We start from the raw sequence: 15185 nt of genomic DNA on the forward strand, positions 1-15185 counted from the left end.
GCGGAGAACCCGCACCGGCCGGGAGCAGGACACTCCCATGGCTTGCCGTCATCTTAGTGATTCAGATCACGAAAAACGAACGAATCTTTATAATCAGCTTTCCTTAGTTTTTCTAATGCGACGGGGTTTTAGGCCCCGTCAACGATAAAAATCAACGCGTTACCATCTGCTGGGCCTGCTTGACCAGATCCTCCGGCTTCTCGTTGCGCGGCGGTATGGTGATCCCCTTCTGGCAGGCCGGCTTGTCGGCCATCCGGTCCATCCAGGCCTGCAGATGGGGCAGCCCCTCGATGGAGATACCGCTCCAGTCATAGATACGCACCCAGGGCCAGGTGGCGATGTCGGCGATGCTGTACTCGTCGGCCAGATACTCGTGCTGGGCCAGATGGCTGTCGAGCACCTCGAACAGGCGGCGTCCCTCCTTCTGATAGCGTTCGATGGCGGCCGGGATCTTCTCCGGGAAGTAGCGATAGAAGACGTTGGCCTGCCCCATCATGGGCCCGACCCCACCCATCTGGAACATCAACCACTGAATGGCCTGGGAGCGGCGCTTGGGGTCCGCCGGCAGCAGCTTGCCTGCCTTCTCGGCCAGATAGAGAAGAATGGCACCCGACTCGAACACCGCGAAGTCCCCGTTGTCTCGATCGACGATGGCCGGAATGCGGCCGTTGGGGTTGATGGCCAGAAACTCGGGTTTCTTCTGATCCAGCGCCGACAGGTCGAGCGCAATGACACGGTAGGGCAAGCCCAGCTCTTCAAGGGCAATCGCCACCTTGAAGCCGTTGGGGGTGGCGGCGGTATAAAAATCGATCATCATGGACTCCTTGTGATTCACACATTGGCACAGGACGGACAGGGCCTCGCCCATGTCGGCCAGAGAAACGCAGCGGGATGGACAACATGGACATCCTCCGGCCTGAACATGACGAAGCGGCACAATACCGGTCAGTTATGACAAATATTGTGCCGCTTGAACAGCCCGGCGCAGAGAAGGAAGGGCCTAGTTGCACAGCCCCATGGGTTGACGCTGGCGCAGCAGAATGAGGCGGGAAAGCAGCGGGAAGTAGGACTCCAGCTTGTTCAGCAGCACCCGGCTGCAGGCGGGATCGGCAAGTTCAGACTCTTCCAGCACGATACCGTTGGAGACGAAATAGAAGCGTGGGTCCCGCACATCCGGCCCCTGAATGGTGAGAGTACCGTCTCCCTTGCGCATCAGCAGCGGCAACACCGGCAACCCGAAGGTGTCGCTGTTGCGCTGCCAGGCAAACTCGGGCCAGGCCGCATCCCCGTCCAGCAGCAGGATAGCCGCCTCTTCCTTGCCGGGTTGCCAGTGGGATGGCTGGGTAATGGTTAGCTCGTTGAAGTAGTCGCCGTATCCGGTCGAGTTCCGCAAGGCGGCCAGCAAACCCTGGGTGGAGGTTGCCGACGGTTTTTGACTCACTAATGACAAATTCATGATCCACGTCCCTATGCTCAAGGCAGCCTGTTATTCGGCTGCTGCCCATAAGACTAGACCAAAAAGAGCCTATATTGGAGCCGTCAGATCTGGCAGTCGCCAAGGCCGGAGCGATAACGTATAACAGTTGCCATTGTCGAAAAGACTGGTATGATACCGCGTCCTTTTATTCCCCCGTTCTTTAACATCCAGTGGTGAACCTATGCATCCGATGCTGAATATCGCCGTGCGCGCTGCGCGCAACGCCGGTCAAGTAGTAGTAAAAGCCTTTTCTCAACCCGAGAACATCGAGGTTATCCAGAAGGGCAGCAATGACTTCGTGACCAACGTTGACCGTGAAGCCGAAGCGGCCATCATTCACACCATCAAAAAATCTTACCCGGAACACAGCATCGTGGCTGAAGAGTCTGGTGAGATTGCCGGTACCAATCCGGACTACCAATGGATCATTGACCCACTGGATGGCACGACCAACCTGGTCAAAGGCATTCCACACTTTGCCGTCTCCATCGCCCTGCGCGTCAAGGGCAAGACCGAACAGGCCGTGATCTACGACCCGATCCGTGACGAGCTGTTCACCGCCACCCGTGGCAGCGGCGCCCAGCTGAACGGCTACCGCATCCGTGTCGGCAAGGCCAAAGAGCTGGCCGGCACCATCCTGGCCACCGGTTTCCCGTTCAAGCAGAAGCACCACATCGAGCCGTACCTGAAGATGTTCCAGAGCATGTTCATCGAGTGTGCCGACATCCGTCGTGCCGGCTCCGCCGCGCTGGATCTGGCCTATGTGGCCGCCGGTCGCGTCGACGGTTTCTGGGAAATCGGCCTCAAGCCCTGGGACACCGCTGCCGGTGAGCTGCTGGCTAAAGAGGCCGGCGCCATCGTCACCGACTTCGTCGGTGGTCACAACTACGAGAACTCCGGCAACATCGTGGTGGCCAACCCGCGCGTCCTGAAAGAGATGCTGGGCAAGATCCGCGAAGAGCTGCCGGAATCCCTGGCCAAGTAAGCCAGCACTACCCGCACTCATCAAAACCCGGCTCAGGCCGGGTTTTTTTATGACCTTTTCATGACCATCAGCCCATCGACGCTGACAAGCAAATCCCTGCCAATGCGCATTGCCATCGCTCCTCTGCCCCTCATGGCCAGCGCTGTCCCGACTGGCGAGCTCGCTGAACGTCACTGTCGCCTTGTACGGCGTCAATGCTCGATACCAACCGCAGGCCAAGAGTCGTGACCTATCACTGTGCTCATGCCTTGAAATGATGGACCAACAAAAACAGTCAACCCGGCCGAAGCCGGGTTGACTGTTTGCCTGCAGCAACAGGCCATGACACGGCACCCTGTCTGGTGCCGGTACAGCTATTACGCCAGGCGGAAGCGGCCTATGGTCTGACGCAGACCGGCAGCCAGCTGGCTCAGCTCCAGGCAGGCACGGGCGGTATGATCGGCCCCAACAGCGACCTCGTTGGAGGATTCGTTGATCCGCTCCACGTTGCGACCCAGCTCATCGGAGACCGCATCCTGTTCGCCGCAAGCGCTGGCGATCTGAATGGCCATGTCGGCGATCTGGGCCACCGCTTCTTCAATCTGCTGGATGCCGTCGCTGGTCTGCTCGCTCTGCTCCACGCACTGGCGGATCATCTCGCAGCTCTGGCCGGTCACCTCTTTGGCCTGGTTGGCACGGGCCTGCAGGGTTTCGATGATGGCGACGATCTCGCCGGTGGACGCCTGGGTGCGACCCGCCAGGGTGCGCACCTCGTCGGCCACCACCGCAAAGCCGCGGCCCTGTTCGCCGGCACGGGCCGCCTCGATGGCGGCGTTGAGCGCCAGCAGGTTGGTCTGATCGGCGATGCCGCGGATCACGTCCACCACCACGTTGATCTGGGCGGATTCGCGCTCCAGCTCGGTGACCAGGGTACCGGCCTGCTCGATCTCCTCGGCAACCCGGGTGATGGCCATCAGCGAGCTCTGCACATCCTGATTGCCGCGGCGTGCCAGGGCATTGGCGGAGCTGGCCGATTCAGACGCCGTCTCGGTGTTGCCTGCCACATCGGCCACGGTGGCCTTCATCTGGGCCATGGCGGTGGCAACCAGCGAGATCTCCTGCTGCTGGCTCTGGATCCCCTGTGCCGACTGCTCGGAGACGGCGCTCACCTCTTCGATGGCGGCGCCCAGCTGGGTCACGGCCGCCACAACCTCTTCAATCAGACCGCGCAGGTTGTCCTGCATCTTGAGGGAGGCCTTGGCCAGCATGCCCAGCTCGTCACGACCGATGTGCTGGCGATCCAGCTGATGGGTCAGATCGCCGGCGGCGATGGCGTTGGCCTGGGCCACCACGGCCTGCAGCGGCAGGCAGATCTGGCGGGTCAGGAACCAGGTCATGGCCACCATGAACAGCAGCAGGCTGCCGATGCTCACCATGGCAAAACTGGTCACCATGTTGACGCTGTCAAGCAGGCTGCCGCGGTTCTCTTTGACGAAGCCGAGGTTCACTTCCACCAGGCCGTTGACCGCCTGCTCCAGCTCGCCATAAATGGGGTTGGACTGGAACAGCTGCACCTTGGCCTGCTCCAGCTGGCCCTGTGCCAGCAGTTGATCCACCAGATTGACCGAGTTCAGGTAGCGTTGCCACGCCTGCTTGGCGCCGTTGAACACCTGACGCTCATGGGCGGCACCGACCGTGGCCTCATAGCCCCGGAAGGCCTGCTCGACTTTCTGGACACTGGCCTGGATCCGGCCGCGACGCGCCTGCAGATCGGTGGCGTCATCCACCATCAGCAGGGCAAACTGGGCGCGGCGCACGTAGGACACGTCGTAGAGCAGGTTCTCGACCGAGAGTACGCTCGGCAGGGTGGAATCGGTAAAATTCAACACGCGATCGCGCACGCCGCGCAGTTCGCTGGAGAGAAAAATACCGAATATCACGTTGACGGCGGCAATGACCGCAAAGACCACGGCAATCTTTTTGCCGATAGACAGATTTTTGTAAAACATGGTGGCTGGTGATCCTCGACTGCTGACAAGCAGGTGCACAGTGGCGATCACATCCGTATGAACTGGTAACCCGGGCTTTCCTGACGGGAGATGGGACGTTGCGAAAGACCAAGGGAAGGGTGGGTTTCGCGAGGGCGGCACTTTACCACAAACCTGCCTACTCCTTCACCAGCTTTCGCCGCAACAAAGCAAGTTGTTTTTCCATACAACCAGATCTTCGTCACAAATTATTCAAGACGACCAAATCATTTCAAATAGTTAGCCGATGAATGCAATCGATGTCCCGGCATGGACAAGTGAGGCCCGGCTCGCTGTAATGCAAGAGTCCCCGGATGGCGCCGCGCCATCCCTGCCGTCAAGCAAAAGAGGTGATCTTCATGGATAACGCGTCAGCCCTGCCCCTTGTCACCTGGTCAGCCCAGCTGCGCGAGCAGCTGCGGGCACGCCCGGTGATCGCAATCGGCCTGTTCGTTGCTTTGGCGGCCGTCGTGCTGTTGCTGCTGCAAAGCCTGGTGATGCTGGCCGCCGGCGACATCAGCCCCGGCGTTCGCTATGGCCTTATCGGTGGCCTGGCCGGCTTTGCCGCCACCGCACTTGGCGCCCTGCCCGCCCTTTTTCTGCGCTCGGTTCCGCAACGGGTAGAAGACAGCATGCTGGGCTTTGCCGCCGGCATGATGCTGGCAGCCAGCGCCTTCTCCCTGCTGCTGCCGGGGCTCGAGGCGGCAGAGGGGATCACAGGCGACGGCTTTCTCGCCGCCGCCGTGGTGGTAGTCGGCATGACCCTCGGGGTGCTGCTGATGCTAGGGCTCGATCAATTCACCCCCCATGAACACGACAAGACCGGCCCCTGCGGCCCCGGTCACGAGAGCTGCTCCCGGGTCTGGCTGTTCGTGTTTGCCATCGCCCTGCACAACCTGCCGGAGGGAATGGCCATCGGGGTGAGCTTCTCGCAGGGGGACATGTCGGTGGGCCTGCCGCTCACCACCGCCATCGCGTTGCAGGACATTCCGGAAGGGCTGGCGGTGGCACTCGCCATGTGCGCTGCCGGTTTTCGCCCCGGCATGGCCGTGCTAGTTGCCATCGGCAGCGGCCTGCTCGAACCGCTCGGCGCCCTGCTCGGCGTCGGTCTCTCCAGCGGGCTGGCCATCGCCTATCCCATCGGCCTCGGGCTGGCCGCCGGCGCCATGCTGTTCGTGGTCTCCCACGAGGTGATCCCGGAAACGCACCGCAACGGCCACCAGACCCACGCCACCCTGGGCCTGATGGCCGGGTTTGCGCTGATGATGACCCTGGATACGGCACTTGGTTGATAAGGTTCTGATATATGGCGTAATGTTTCAGCACTAGCGCCGCGACATCCGCAGGCACCGTCACATTTCCCCACGCATCGAGGGCCAGCATGACATGATATTCCGGGTGATGGTGCTGGGTTGTCTGCTGGCAGTCACTCACCGGGCCGTCAGCGCCACCGAGATTTATCGCACGGCGGCGCAGCCCGAGTCCGCCCCCAAATATACCCAGATGGCGGATGGCCGCATCGGGGGGCTCTGCGTCGAGCTGTTTCGATTGATGGAGCAACAGGAGCCTGCCCTGCGCATCGAGGGGGATCAGCACTTTATCCCCCTCAAGCGGCTGGAAAAACGGGTGCGCTTCGGCCAGCTCGACTTCCTCTGCGGCGTGGGCGACAACCCGGTCCGCCGCAACCACTTCCTCTATCTGCAGCCCCCCATCTTCACCGTACGCTACTACCTGGCGGTGCGCAGCGACGACCCGGTCGAGATCCGTCACTGGGACGACGTCAGGGCGCTGGGTAATGCGGGGATCATCCTCGTCAATCACGGCAGTGGCGCCATCGAACGGCTGCAGGCCATACAGGGGCTCATCATCGACAGCGGCGGGAGCAGCAGCGCAGCCAACTACGACAAGCTGCTGATGAAGCGCGGACGCTTCGTCTACTATCGCTCACCCGGTATCAAAGCCGATCTGCAGCGCCATCACCTGAGCGATCAGATCCGCATCCTCCCCACCACCATGGAGACCATCCCCTTCTACATCCTGTTTTACCAGCGCACCTCCCCTGCCCGCCTGGCCCTGTTTACCAGCACCCTGCAACGGTTGGCGGACCGCGGCGAGCTGGCCAGATTGGCCGAGCGCTACCCTTGAGTGGACCTTCCCACCCGCCAGCATCGGAATGCTCGGCGCCATCGCCAACTTTTGTTATGATCCACAACAACTTATTCGGCCAACTGGCCATCAAGACGAGGTGAGTGATGAAAGTAGGTATTATCGGCGCCATGGAACAGGAAGTGGCCCTGCTGCGCAGCCAGATGAGCAACCCGACCACCCTGCAACTGGGCGGCTGCGAGTTCTATCAGGGCACCCTGGCAGGCAAGGAGGTGATCCTGACCCGCTCCGGCATCGGTAAAGTCGCCGCCAGCGTCGCCACCAGCCTGCTGCTGGAAAAATTCGCCCCCGACTGCGTCATCAACACCGGCTCTGCCGGCGGCTTTGCCCAGGACCTGCACATCGGTGACGTAGTGATCGCCAGCGAGATGCGCTTCCACGATGTGGATGTGACTGCCTTTGGCTACGAGATGGGCCAGATGGCGCAGCAGCCTGCCGCCTTCCCCTGCGACGAGCAGCTTATCGCCGTCGCCCAGGCCTGCATTGCCGAACAAGGCAAGCATCAAACCAAGGTCGGCCTCATCTGCACCGGCGATCAGTTCATGTGCAAGCCGGACGCCATCGCCAAAGCCCGTGCCGACTTCCCGCAGATGCTGGCGGTCGAGATGGAAGGGGCAGCCATCGGCCAAGTGTGCCACATGTTCAAGGTGCCCTATCTGGTGGTGCGAGCCATGTCCGACATCGCCGGCAAGGAACAGGTCGAATCCTTCGATGCCTTCATCGAGGTGGCCGGCAAGCACTCTGCCGAAGTGATCATCAAGATGCTCGGCAAGCTGTGATCACACTCACCACTCTGGAACAGATGGCCGCCACTCCGGCGGCCATTTTGCTCGGGGCCGCGCTGCTGGAGGCCATCGTGCCCTGGCCGGCCCACTATCGGCTCTCCGCCGTCGTGCCCCTGCTGACCCGGCTGGGTCACAAGGTGTGTCGTCCCGATGGCGCCCCCGGTCAGCAATTGCAGGCCGGTCTGCTGGCCATGCTGATTGTCTGGCTACCGTGCGCCGCCGGACTCTGGGCGGTTCGCAATCTTTCGCTCTCGGAGCCGCTGTTCGATCTGCTGTTTCTGCTGCTGATGCTGGAATCGCGTCCGCTGCGGGAGCTGGCCCGTGCCACTCGCGCACTGACAGACCAGGATACCTTGGTGGTGGCCAGGTTGCAGGCCGCCCCCTGGCTCAGACGAGATACCGGTAAACTCTCCCTGATGGGGCTTGCCAAGGCGGTCAGTGAAAGCTGCGCCCTGCGCCTGGTCGGGCAGTGGGCCGGCCCGCTGCTGGGGTTCGCCCTGGCGGGGGTGCAGGGGGCCCTGTTGTGGCGCCTCGCCCAGCTGATGAACCAGGGCTGGAGCCCGAAACTGCCAGCCTTTGCCCACTTTGGCCGGGCCGCCGCCGTGCTCTACCAGGCCCTGTGTACCCCTGCCATCTTGTTGCTGGCGCTGCCCTTGTGCCTGACCCAGCTGCGCAAGCTGGCCAGCCGATTGCGTACAGCCATGCTCTGGCCCTACCCCGCCATGGGAATACTGCTGGCGCTGCTGTCCGGCTCGCTGGGCTGCAAGCTCGGTGGCCCCCGTTACTATCAGGGCAGCTTGATCCGTTTTCCCGTGTTTGACGCCGCCGCCGAGCCGGATGTCGGTACGGCCCTGCGTCTGCTAAACCGCCTGCAACAAGCCGGTTGGGGCTGGCTGGCGCTGGCATTGCTGCTCACTGTGCTGGAGCACCTGCATGGCTAGATGGCTCACCCTGCTCTGCCTGTTGTGCATGTCGCCAGCCCTGCTGGCCGGGACGCCGACACGCATCGTCAGCCTCACCCCCCACCTGACCGAATTGCTGTTTGCCATCGGCGCCGGCGATCGCATCGTGGCTACCGACGATGCCTCCGATTATCCGCCCGAGGTCAAACGCCTGCCCCAGGTAGCCAACTATCGCAGCATCAATCTGGAGGCCCTGCTGGCCCAGAAACCCGACCTGATCGTCGCCTGGCGCTCCGCCCAATCCCGCATGCTGGCCCCCATCGAGCAGTTGGGGATCCCGGTGTTCTATTCAGAACCGACCGACTTTGCCTCCCTCGCCACCGAGATGCGGGCCTTGGGAAAAACATTGGGGGTGGAAAAAACCGCCAATGCCGAGGCCGATGCCTATCTCGCCCGCCTGGCCGCCCTTAGCCAGCGCTACGGCAAACCCAAGCATATCAAGGTGTTCTACCAGCTCTGGTATCCACCGCTGACCAGCGTCAGCGGCAATGCCTGGCCCGCCCAGGCCATCGAGCTGTGCGGCGGGGATAACCTGATGGCGGATGCCCCCACGCCCTATCCCCAGGTCAGCCTGGAGCAGGTGATCAAGGCCAATCCGGCGTTGATCCTGGCAGGGAGTCAAGACGCTGACGCCCTGCGCCACTGGCAACAGTGGCCCATGGTGGATGCCGTTCGCCACCAGCGTCTGCAACTCATCAACTCGGATGAGCTGCACCGTTTCACCCCGAGAGCACTCAATGCGGTGGAGCAGATATGCCGGGCCATCGCAGGCGTACAGTAACAGCGCCTGTAAAGCCCGCAGCCAATCACTCGTACAACAAAAAAACACCGGCGTAGGCCGGTGTTTTTTATTTGGCAGAGACGTGATGAGAGATAGCCGTCACTTCTTCTTGAAGATATCCAGTCCCACGAAGTAGACGGAATCGTGTCGCTGGAAGGCATCGGCATAAATCGGCTTCGCATCGTCGAAGAACCGCTCGAGTATCACCTCGGCCTCTTTCACCTTGGCTTCGAACTTGTCAGGCGCTGCGTCAATCAGGGTCATCATCAAGCCGATGATGTTGGCGTAGAAATAGTTCATCGAGCCGATCAAGACACGGTAGAGATGGCAATCACGGCTCATCAGCAAATAGAGCAGATAGTCGTGGTGACGCTGCATCATGGCCAGTATGTCATTGTGTTCGTATTTGACCGTCCGCCAGTCGGTACGCAACTTCTCCAGCAGATCGTCAAACAGCGTCACATTGAGCGCGGCAGTAAAATCCACGCTGGTCATGTCGAACGGCTGGAAACAGCGCGCCATCAGCTCATCAAGCAAGGCGATCTTGTCCAGCTCCGGGCTGCTGATGTGCAAGGCGTCGACCCCTTGAGGGATGGCGCCTTCAATGTAGGCCCCATCACTGCAATTCAGACAGCGCATATCCGGATGGCTTGTCAGCACGCGCGTCATGTTATGGATTGCCAGGCCAAACAGATGATTGATCCGCACTTCCCCGCCCAAATTGCCCGGTGCCGGGAAAGTACCTTTCAGATTCTCGTTGTACTTGGCTTCTCTCTTCTCGTTGTAATAGAGACTCAGAGTGGAGTGATGCTTGTCTGCGTACTTGTAGCCATTGTCTATTCCGAACAGGTATACCTGTTTGAACCCGAGCAACGCCGCATAATTGAGGCCGGTGTTGCCAACGAAGGGGTTGGAGAATTCAATGGACTCATACTCGAAAGCCTGACCAAACCGGCTGACCAGCATGGCAAACATGGGCTCGTTGGGCTTGAAGGTCAGACCCGTCTTGCGGAAGAAGGTCTTGCACTCGGGGTGGATCACGTCAACGCTGAGGAAGACCGCATCCTTGAGGAAATCATCCGCATTGAGGATGCGCAGGAAATCCGCCGAGCTCTTGGTGCGCTCCACCGCCACGTAGATGTCCGGTTTGATACCCGCCTTGTGCAGCGCACTGACGGCCGTGCCGCAGGCAATGATGATGGCTTGCCGTTGATGCTGCCGGATGAATTCGATGCTCTGATCCAGCGACGGTCCGTTACCGACCACGAATACCGGCACCTGCTCGACCAGCGAGGTATCCCGCTCTCGCTTCAGGAAAGGCGTGCCATCCTGCAGATGGGTGTGACTGTGGGCCAGCGCATAAATATTGTCATCGAAAAAGCCCCAGCCCGTCTTGAGCAGATACAACTCACCCTCTGCCTTGTCGATCAAGGCATGCAGCTTGGGTGAGTGGTAGTGACAAAACGAGAAATAGCTCGCCGACCAGAATGCCCCTTTGCGATGCAGCGCCTCCATCATGTCGGCAACCAGCAGCTGTTCATCGACTCCGATGAACAGGTGCAGACTCAGCGACTCCTGCTCCATGTATTCGAGCAACTTGTGCCAATCGAAGCAATAGAGCGAGGCGTAGAACATATCGAGGTCGGGCTCGAAGGCAAACAGATTCCGAACCCGGCACCGCTCATACAAGTAGCCCAGCTGATAACCCAGTCCGATCCCGTACATGAAGGACAAGGGAATGTCGGCATCCAGCGCCTTGCGAAGCGGCAAGCCTTCCAGCGACACGTTCTCCTTGAGTTTGGAGATGGCATTGTTGTAAGCGATATGGATCTGCCCTTCCAGATGCCACTGAGGCACGAAGTCGATACATTGCAATACGCTATGTTCGATCACCTCGGCAATCTGGGCCTGTGCTTCGGCAAAGGGATCATCGCCATAGAGGGCGACGTCATCGTCCAGCCAAAGAACATTTGGAACGCCGTTCTCGTTGCAGAAAAATCGGAAGGGTCTGACTGGCTGATACTCTTTGAAAAATGCATGTATTCCGGGCATATATTTTTCAAAGGCAGCCATATTGAGTTCATGGCGAACGGGCAGCACCTCCAGCATGGCGGCTTCCTGCTCTTTCTGCCTGGCTAGACGGGAGAGCTCATGCTCGGCATCTTTGATGTTCTTGTTAAAATCCATTCGGTACTCAACCCGCATTCATCTTGTAAAGGCCCGCCACACGACCGGCCTTGGAAAATTGGCGCAATTCATCCTCTGCCAGGTGTCTCGCATTCGTTATCAGCGCATGGATCATTTGAAACTGAGACAGGGCTTGCTGCTGCTCTGCATTAAGATGACTGTCAGCTGGGATATGCTCGAAGACCTCGTTCAGGGCAGCGAGATAGTGCTCCATTTGCACTTCCGCTGCCGCCAGCTCATTTTGCTCCAACAGCAACCGCAAACGGCTGCCGTGGTTCATCAAGCCGGACAGCTTGGCATCATTCATTCCGCACGACCTGCTTTTTGCTGGGCAATGGCCTTGTCGCGCTCTTCGACCGGAATCGCATCCCAGCCACTCTTGACTGTCAGCATCAGGTTCATCACCTCGTCGATGGCGGCCATGTCCATATCACGACTGGCATCCATCATGCGCACCTTCATGTAGTCGTAGAGCGCAAACAGATCTTCCGGCACCTTGCCATAGGAGAGGTCCAGCGAGTCCTGTAAACCGTTGATAATGGCCATGGTTTTGGAGATGGACTGGGACTTACCTTCGAAATCACGACGTTCGATGGCACCACGGGCCTGGGCAAGACGCTCGAGGCAACCTTGCATCAACAGCTGGATCACCCGGTAGGGATCCGCCACCGCCAGCTCGGACTGCAGATTCTGGGTGGTGTAAGCCTTGATATTTTTCCGATACATAAGAGGCACGGCTCCTGACTACGTATTAATTCGTTTTGGTATTGAGCAGATTCAGATAAGAGGCCGACTTGTTCATCTTGGCCAGCATGCTGTCCAGGCTGCCATAACGGGCCCGCAAGGTCTCCTGATACTTGGTCAGCTGGGCGGTAACATCCGACTCCTTGCGGCTTACTTCGCGCAGATCGGAATTGAGCGAATCTTCCCGCTTGGCCAGCAGGCCGCCGGTCTTGGAGTAGGTTTCCAGCTGGCTGGCCAGCTTGCCTGCGACCCCATCCTTGCCGCCAAACACCGCAACCACCTGATCAAAGTTCTTGTCGATGGCCTCGCTGAACTTGGTATCGTCGATGGACAATACCCCCTTGTTGTCCATCTTGATACCCATCTGGAAAATCGTTGAATAGGTAGACGATTTTTTGGAGGGTTCGGTGATGAGGCCGTTCATCATGTTGACCACGGCACGCGTGGTCGCATCTCCTGCCAATGCACCGCCATCATTCTGGCTTTTCCCTGCCACGATCGAGTTGCGCTTGCCAAGATCATTGCTCTTCTTCACCAGCGCGTTGTAACCGTCGACAAAGCTCTTGACCATGTCCTTGATGCCGGCCTTGTCAGTGGTCACATCGACCTTGTTCGAGCTGTAGGTCTTGACCGGATTGCCGTTGGTATCGGTGGTGGTCGTGCTATCCGACTCCCTCAGCACGGTCAGTTTGAGCCCGACTATGGTGCCATCGAAGGTATTGGTCGCACTGGTCAGGGTGTTACCATCTACCTTGATCTGGGCATCCTGGGCAGTCTGATTTTGGGTCAGTTTGGACACCAGGTTGTCGGTCAACTCAGTGGTGCTGCCGGTGATCTGCAGGTCCTTACCGCTGCCGCTGACCCCAGAGTCGATCATCAGCTTGGATTTGCCATCTGAGGTATTCATGATGTTGACGCTCAGACCGAAGTTGTCAGCGTCATTGTTGATCCGTTTGCGAATGGACTGCAGCGAGTCACCCGCTTTGACATCCACATCGAAGGTCTTGTCGCCAGCCTTGAACGTCAGTTTCCCGTCCTGGGTGATGAGGGGAGTCGTCGACGAGTCGAAGGTGCCGTCAAATTTACTGGACTTCGCCAATTGTTCGACGCTGATGTCATATTGACCGTTGGAGGCCCCCGTCTTGCTCTCCACCTTGAGCACGGGTTTGTCCTTGTCCTGAGTAATGTTGATGGAGCGCTTGTTGAACGCATCATCCTTCGCCATGGCCTTAAGAGTGGTCACGAACGAGGCGATGGCAGACTTCAGCTGCCCCACACCGGAGAGAGTGATTTGAGTGTTGGTCTTCTTGGTGGTGATGGGCTGCATCAGTTGTGCCTTCTTGGCATCGACACTGGCAGCAATCACTGACTCCAAATCGAGTCCGGAGCCGGCACCGGCAGACGTAATGGTGGGCATACTCTCTCTCCTCTTAATTTATTCGTATCAGATCTCGTTATCGAGCAGCAACCCGACCCGCGAACCGCCGCCGGATACATCGCCCTCACGCAGATCCTTGATCCGCTTGCTGATGGCCAGCAGCTCCTCGCTCGGGATCTGCCGGATCATTGACTTGGTCTCGGCGTCCACCACCTTGATGACCACCTGATCCAGATCCTTCTCAACACTGAAATTGACAGTCCAGCCTTGCAACTTGCTGAACTCTTGCAAGTTTTGCACCTCATTTTCAATATCGGCATTGGATACACCCTGTTTGGCGATTTTTTCACCAACCAGAGTATCCTGCTGTTTTTTCACATCCTGTTGTGCCGTCACCCGCTGCTCTTCCGTCGTGCCAGATAGCACTTGAGCGGCCGATTGGCCGCTCTTGCTACTTGACTGAAGAGAAGAAGGAGTGACCGATGACGGGATCCCAATTTCATTGGCCATATCGTCGCTCCTTTTCCTATCTCATCACTGCTTTTCTGTTAGCCCAGCAGGGACAGAGCAGATTGCGGTCTTTGGTTGGCTTGCGCCAGGATGCTGGACGCTGCCTGTTGCAGAATGTTCTGCTTGGTCAGGTTGGCCGTCTCGGTCGCAAAGTCTGCGTCACGGATACGAGAACGTGCGGCGCTCAGGTTTTCAGAGACGTTGGACTGGTTGCGAATGGTGGAGTCAAACCGGTTCTGTACCGCACCCAATTCTGCACGCTTGCTGTCCACTGCCTTGATCATGAAGTCAAGGTTGGCCATGGCAGTCTGTGCATCCTTAGCAGTGCTGATGCTGCTGACGCTGGTAGAAGTCACGGCGCTCGTGCCCTTGGTCACGGTATAAGGTTCGCCAGTGGCGCTGGTCGCAACGGTCGCACTACCCTTGGTTGACGCCGCAATCCCGCTGATGGTGAACGCAGAAGTCATCTTGAAGGTGATGGTCTGACCGGCGTCAGCCCCTACCTGGAATGACCCCTTGTAGGAACCATCCAGCAGCTTCTGCCCCCCAAAGGTGGTATCGGTGGATATACGGTTGATCTCGGTGGTCAGCTGGTCAAACTCTTGCTGCAGTGCAGTGCGGTCATCGGTGTTGTTGGAGCCGTTGGCGGATTGTTGTGCCAGCGTACGCATACGCTGCAGCATGCTGGTCACTTCATCCATGGCCCCTTCAGCCGTTTGCGCGACGGAGATACCGTCGTTGGCGTTGCGGTTACCTTGGTCAAGCCCGTTAACTTGTGAGGTCAAACGGTTGGAGATCTGCAGACCGGCAGCATCGTCCTTGGCGGTGTTGATACGCAGACCGGAAGCCAGTCTGGTATAGGACGTATCCAGGGACTTGTTGGTGTTCATCAGGTTACGCTGGGCGTTCAGTGATGAAATGTTGGTGTTAATGTACATGGCCATAAAATATTCTCCCGAAGAACATGCGACTGCGGGTTGCACCGCCAAAGCGGCGTCCCACCGTTAGAAGAACAGGTTGAACGAGCCTGATTCTTCTGGCGGGTGTCTGTTTGAACGGACAGGTCACCCGCAGTAGTGCAAACGTTGGATTCCGAACACCCCTCGATTGCTTCACTTTATTTAACGGCTGCGCAGCGACAAGCTTTAGGAAAATAATTGCCGGTGGCGGCAAGTTTTATCCGGCAAACGGCAAGGTGATGGCA

15 protein-coding genes are annotated in these 15185 nt (G+C 58.9%); 6 read left to right on the top strand and 9 right to left on the bottom strand.

What is annotated here, in order from left to right; all coding sequences use genetic code 11:
• Window positions 1–151: 151 nt before the first annotated feature.
• On the bottom strand, window positions 152–814 hold the full coding sequence (locus AB5Y94_RS18715; protein ID WP_005299690.1) for a glutathione S-transferase family protein: 663 nt from the start codon (window positions 812–814) through the stop codon (window positions 152–154).
• Between the two features lie 186 nt (window positions 815–1000).
• Window positions 1001–1456, bottom strand: a complete 456-nt coding sequence (locus AB5Y94_RS18720; RefSeq protein ID WP_017765933.1) for a hypothetical protein — start codon at window positions 1454–1456, stop codon at window positions 1001–1003.
• A gap of 202 nt (window positions 1457–1658) precedes the next feature.
• Between AB5Y94_RS18720 and suhB the strand changes: the two genes are divergently transcribed.
• Entirely contained in the window at window positions 1659–2462 is an 804-nt protein-coding gene (suhB, locus tag AB5Y94_RS18725; protein WP_005299686.1) for an inositol-1-monophosphatase, read from the top strand.
• 356 nt (window positions 2463–2818) lie between these two features.
• Here the strand turns inward: suhB and AB5Y94_RS18730 are convergent, their stop codons facing one another.
• Complete coding sequence (locus AB5Y94_RS18730; RefSeq protein ID WP_162518734.1) at window positions 2819–4450, bottom strand: methyl-accepting chemotaxis protein; 1632 nt, start codon at window positions 4448–4450, stop codon at window positions 2819–2821.
• Between the two features lie 377 nt (window positions 4451–4827).
• Between AB5Y94_RS18730 and AB5Y94_RS18735 the strand changes: the two genes are divergently transcribed.
• The 5 genes from AB5Y94_RS18735 to AB5Y94_RS18755 all read left to right on the top strand — a co-directional run bounded on the left by AB5Y94_RS18735 (window position 4828) and on the right by AB5Y94_RS18755 (window position 9162).
• Window positions 4828–5760: a ZIP family metal transporter gene (locus AB5Y94_RS18735; RefSeq protein WP_368206290.1), complete on the top strand. Its 933-nt coding sequence runs from the start codon at window positions 4828–4830 to the stop codon at window positions 5758–5760.
• Between the two features lie 94 nt (window positions 5761–5854).
• Window positions 5855–6613: a substrate-binding periplasmic protein gene (locus tag AB5Y94_RS18740; protein ID WP_368206291.1), complete on the top strand. Its 759-nt coding sequence runs from the start codon at window positions 5855–5857 to the stop codon at window positions 6611–6613.
• A 107-nt stretch (window positions 6614–6720) separates the two neighbouring features.
• Window positions 6721–7413, top strand: coding sequence for a 5'-methylthioadenosine/S-adenosylhomocysteine nucleosidase (gene mtnN / locus AB5Y94_RS18745; RefSeq protein ID WP_017765936.1), 693 nt, complete (start codon window positions 6721–6723; stop codon window positions 7411–7413).
• Window positions 7410–8360, top strand: coding sequence for a cobalamin biosynthesis protein (locus AB5Y94_RS18750; protein WP_215269338.1), 951 nt, complete (start codon window positions 7410–7412; stop codon window positions 8358–8360). Before mtnN ends, AB5Y94_RS18750 begins: the two co-directional genes overlap by 4 nt.
• Window positions 8353–9162 carry a cobalamin-binding protein gene (locus AB5Y94_RS18755; RefSeq protein WP_368206292.1) on the top strand — a complete coding sequence of 270 codons (810 nt, stop codon included), beginning with the start codon at window positions 8353–8355 and terminating at the stop codon, window positions 9160–9162. The genes AB5Y94_RS18750 and AB5Y94_RS18755 overlap by 8 nt, the downstream gene beginning before the upstream one ends.
• 99 nt (window positions 9163–9261) lie before the next feature.
• Here AB5Y94_RS18755 and AB5Y94_RS18760 read toward each other — a convergent pair whose 3' ends face one another.
• The 6 genes from AB5Y94_RS18760 to flaB are packed head-to-tail and all read right to left on the bottom strand — an operon-like array spanning window position 9262 to window position 14925.
• Window positions 9262–11349 carry a 6-hydroxymethylpterin diphosphokinase MptE-like protein gene (locus AB5Y94_RS18760; RefSeq protein WP_368206293.1) on the bottom strand — a complete coding sequence of 696 codons (2088 nt, stop codon included), beginning with the start codon at window positions 11347–11349 and terminating at the stop codon, window positions 9262–9264.
• Window positions 11350–11356: 7 nt separating this feature from the next.
• Entirely contained in the window at window positions 11357–11656 is a 300-nt protein-coding gene (locus AB5Y94_RS18765; protein ID WP_124250010.1) for a hypothetical protein, read from the bottom strand.
• On the bottom strand, window positions 11653–12075 hold the full coding sequence (gene fliS / locus AB5Y94_RS18770) for a flagellar export chaperone FliS (RefSeq protein ID WP_094697281.1): 423 nt from the start codon (window positions 12073–12075) through the stop codon (window positions 11653–11655). Before fliS ends, AB5Y94_RS18765 begins: the two co-directional genes overlap by 4 nt.
• A gap of 25 nt (window positions 12076–12100) precedes the next feature.
• Window positions 12101–13510 (bottom strand): flagellar filament capping protein FliD, encoded by a 1410-nt coding sequence (fliD, locus tag AB5Y94_RS18775; protein WP_368206294.1) that lies wholly within the window; start codon window positions 13508–13510, stop codon window positions 12101–12103.
• Between the two features lie 27 nt (window positions 13511–13537).
• Window positions 13538–13981: a flagellar protein FlaG gene (locus tag AB5Y94_RS18780; protein WP_368206296.1), complete on the bottom strand. Its 444-nt coding sequence runs from the start codon at window positions 13979–13981 to the stop codon at window positions 13538–13540.
• Between the two features lie 38 nt (window positions 13982–14019).
• Window positions 14020–14925, bottom strand: a complete 906-nt coding sequence (gene flaB, locus AB5Y94_RS18785) for a flagellin B (protein WP_368206297.1) — start codon at window positions 14923–14925, stop codon at window positions 14020–14022.
• Between the last annotated feature and the right edge of the window lie 260 nt (window positions 14926–15185).

This window comes from Aeromonas sp. s5, from assembly GCF_040907865.1.
In the GTDB taxonomy this organism is placed as follows: Bacteria; Pseudomonadota; Gammaproteobacteria; order Enterobacterales; family Aeromonadaceae; genus Aeromonas; species Aeromonas dhakensis.

Bases quoted from the DNA above. Each gene is read 5' to 3' on its own strand.
- AB5Y94_RS18715 (WP_005299690.1), bottom strand. From the start codon at position 814: ATGATCGATTTTTATACCGCCGCCACCCCCAACGGCTTCAAGGTGGCG.
- AB5Y94_RS18720 (WP_017765933.1), bottom strand. From the start codon at position 1,456: ATGAATTTGTCATTAGTGAGTCAAAAACCGTCGGCAACCTCCACCCAG.
- suhB (WP_005299686.1), top strand. From the start codon at position 1,659: ATGCATCCGATGCTGAATATCGCCGTGCGCGCTGCGCGCAACGCCGGT.
- AB5Y94_RS18730 (WP_162518734.1), bottom strand. From the start codon at position 4,450: ATGTTTTACAAAAATCTGTCTATCGGCAAAAAGATTGCCGTGGTCTTT.
- AB5Y94_RS18735 (WP_368206290.1), top strand. From the start codon at position 4,828: ATGGATAACGCGTCAGCCCTGCCCCTTGTCACCTGGTCAGCCCAGCTG.
- AB5Y94_RS18740 (WP_368206291.1), top strand. From the start codon at position 5,855: ATGATATTCCGGGTGATGGTGCTGGGTTGTCTGCTGGCAGTCACTCAC.
- mtnN (WP_017765936.1), top strand. From the start codon at position 6,721: ATGAAAGTAGGTATTATCGGCGCCATGGAACAGGAAGTGGCCCTGCTG.
- AB5Y94_RS18755 (WP_368206292.1), top strand. From the start codon at position 8,353: ATGGCTAGATGGCTCACCCTGCTCTGCCTGTTGTGCATGTCGCCAGCC.
- AB5Y94_RS18760 (WP_368206293.1), bottom strand. From the start codon at position 11,349: ATGGATTTTAACAAGAACATCAAAGATGCCGAGCATGAGCTCTCCCGT.
- AB5Y94_RS18765 (WP_124250010.1), bottom strand. From the start codon at position 11,656: ATGAATGATGCCAAGCTGTCCGGCTTGATGAACCACGGCAGCCGTTTG.
- fliS (WP_094697281.1), bottom strand. From the start codon at position 12,075: ATGTATCGGAAAAATATCAAGGCTTACACCACCCAGAATCTGCAGTCC.
- fliD (WP_368206294.1), bottom strand. From the start codon at position 13,510: ATGCCCACCATTACGTCTGCCGGTGCCGGCTCCGGACTCGATTTGGAG.
- AB5Y94_RS18780 (WP_368206296.1), bottom strand. From the start codon at position 13,981: ATGGCCAATGAAATTGGGATCCCGTCATCGGTCACTCCTTCTTCTCTT.
- flaB (WP_368206297.1), bottom strand. From the start codon at position 14,925: ATGGCCATGTACATTAACACCAACATTTCATCACTGAACGCCCAGCGT.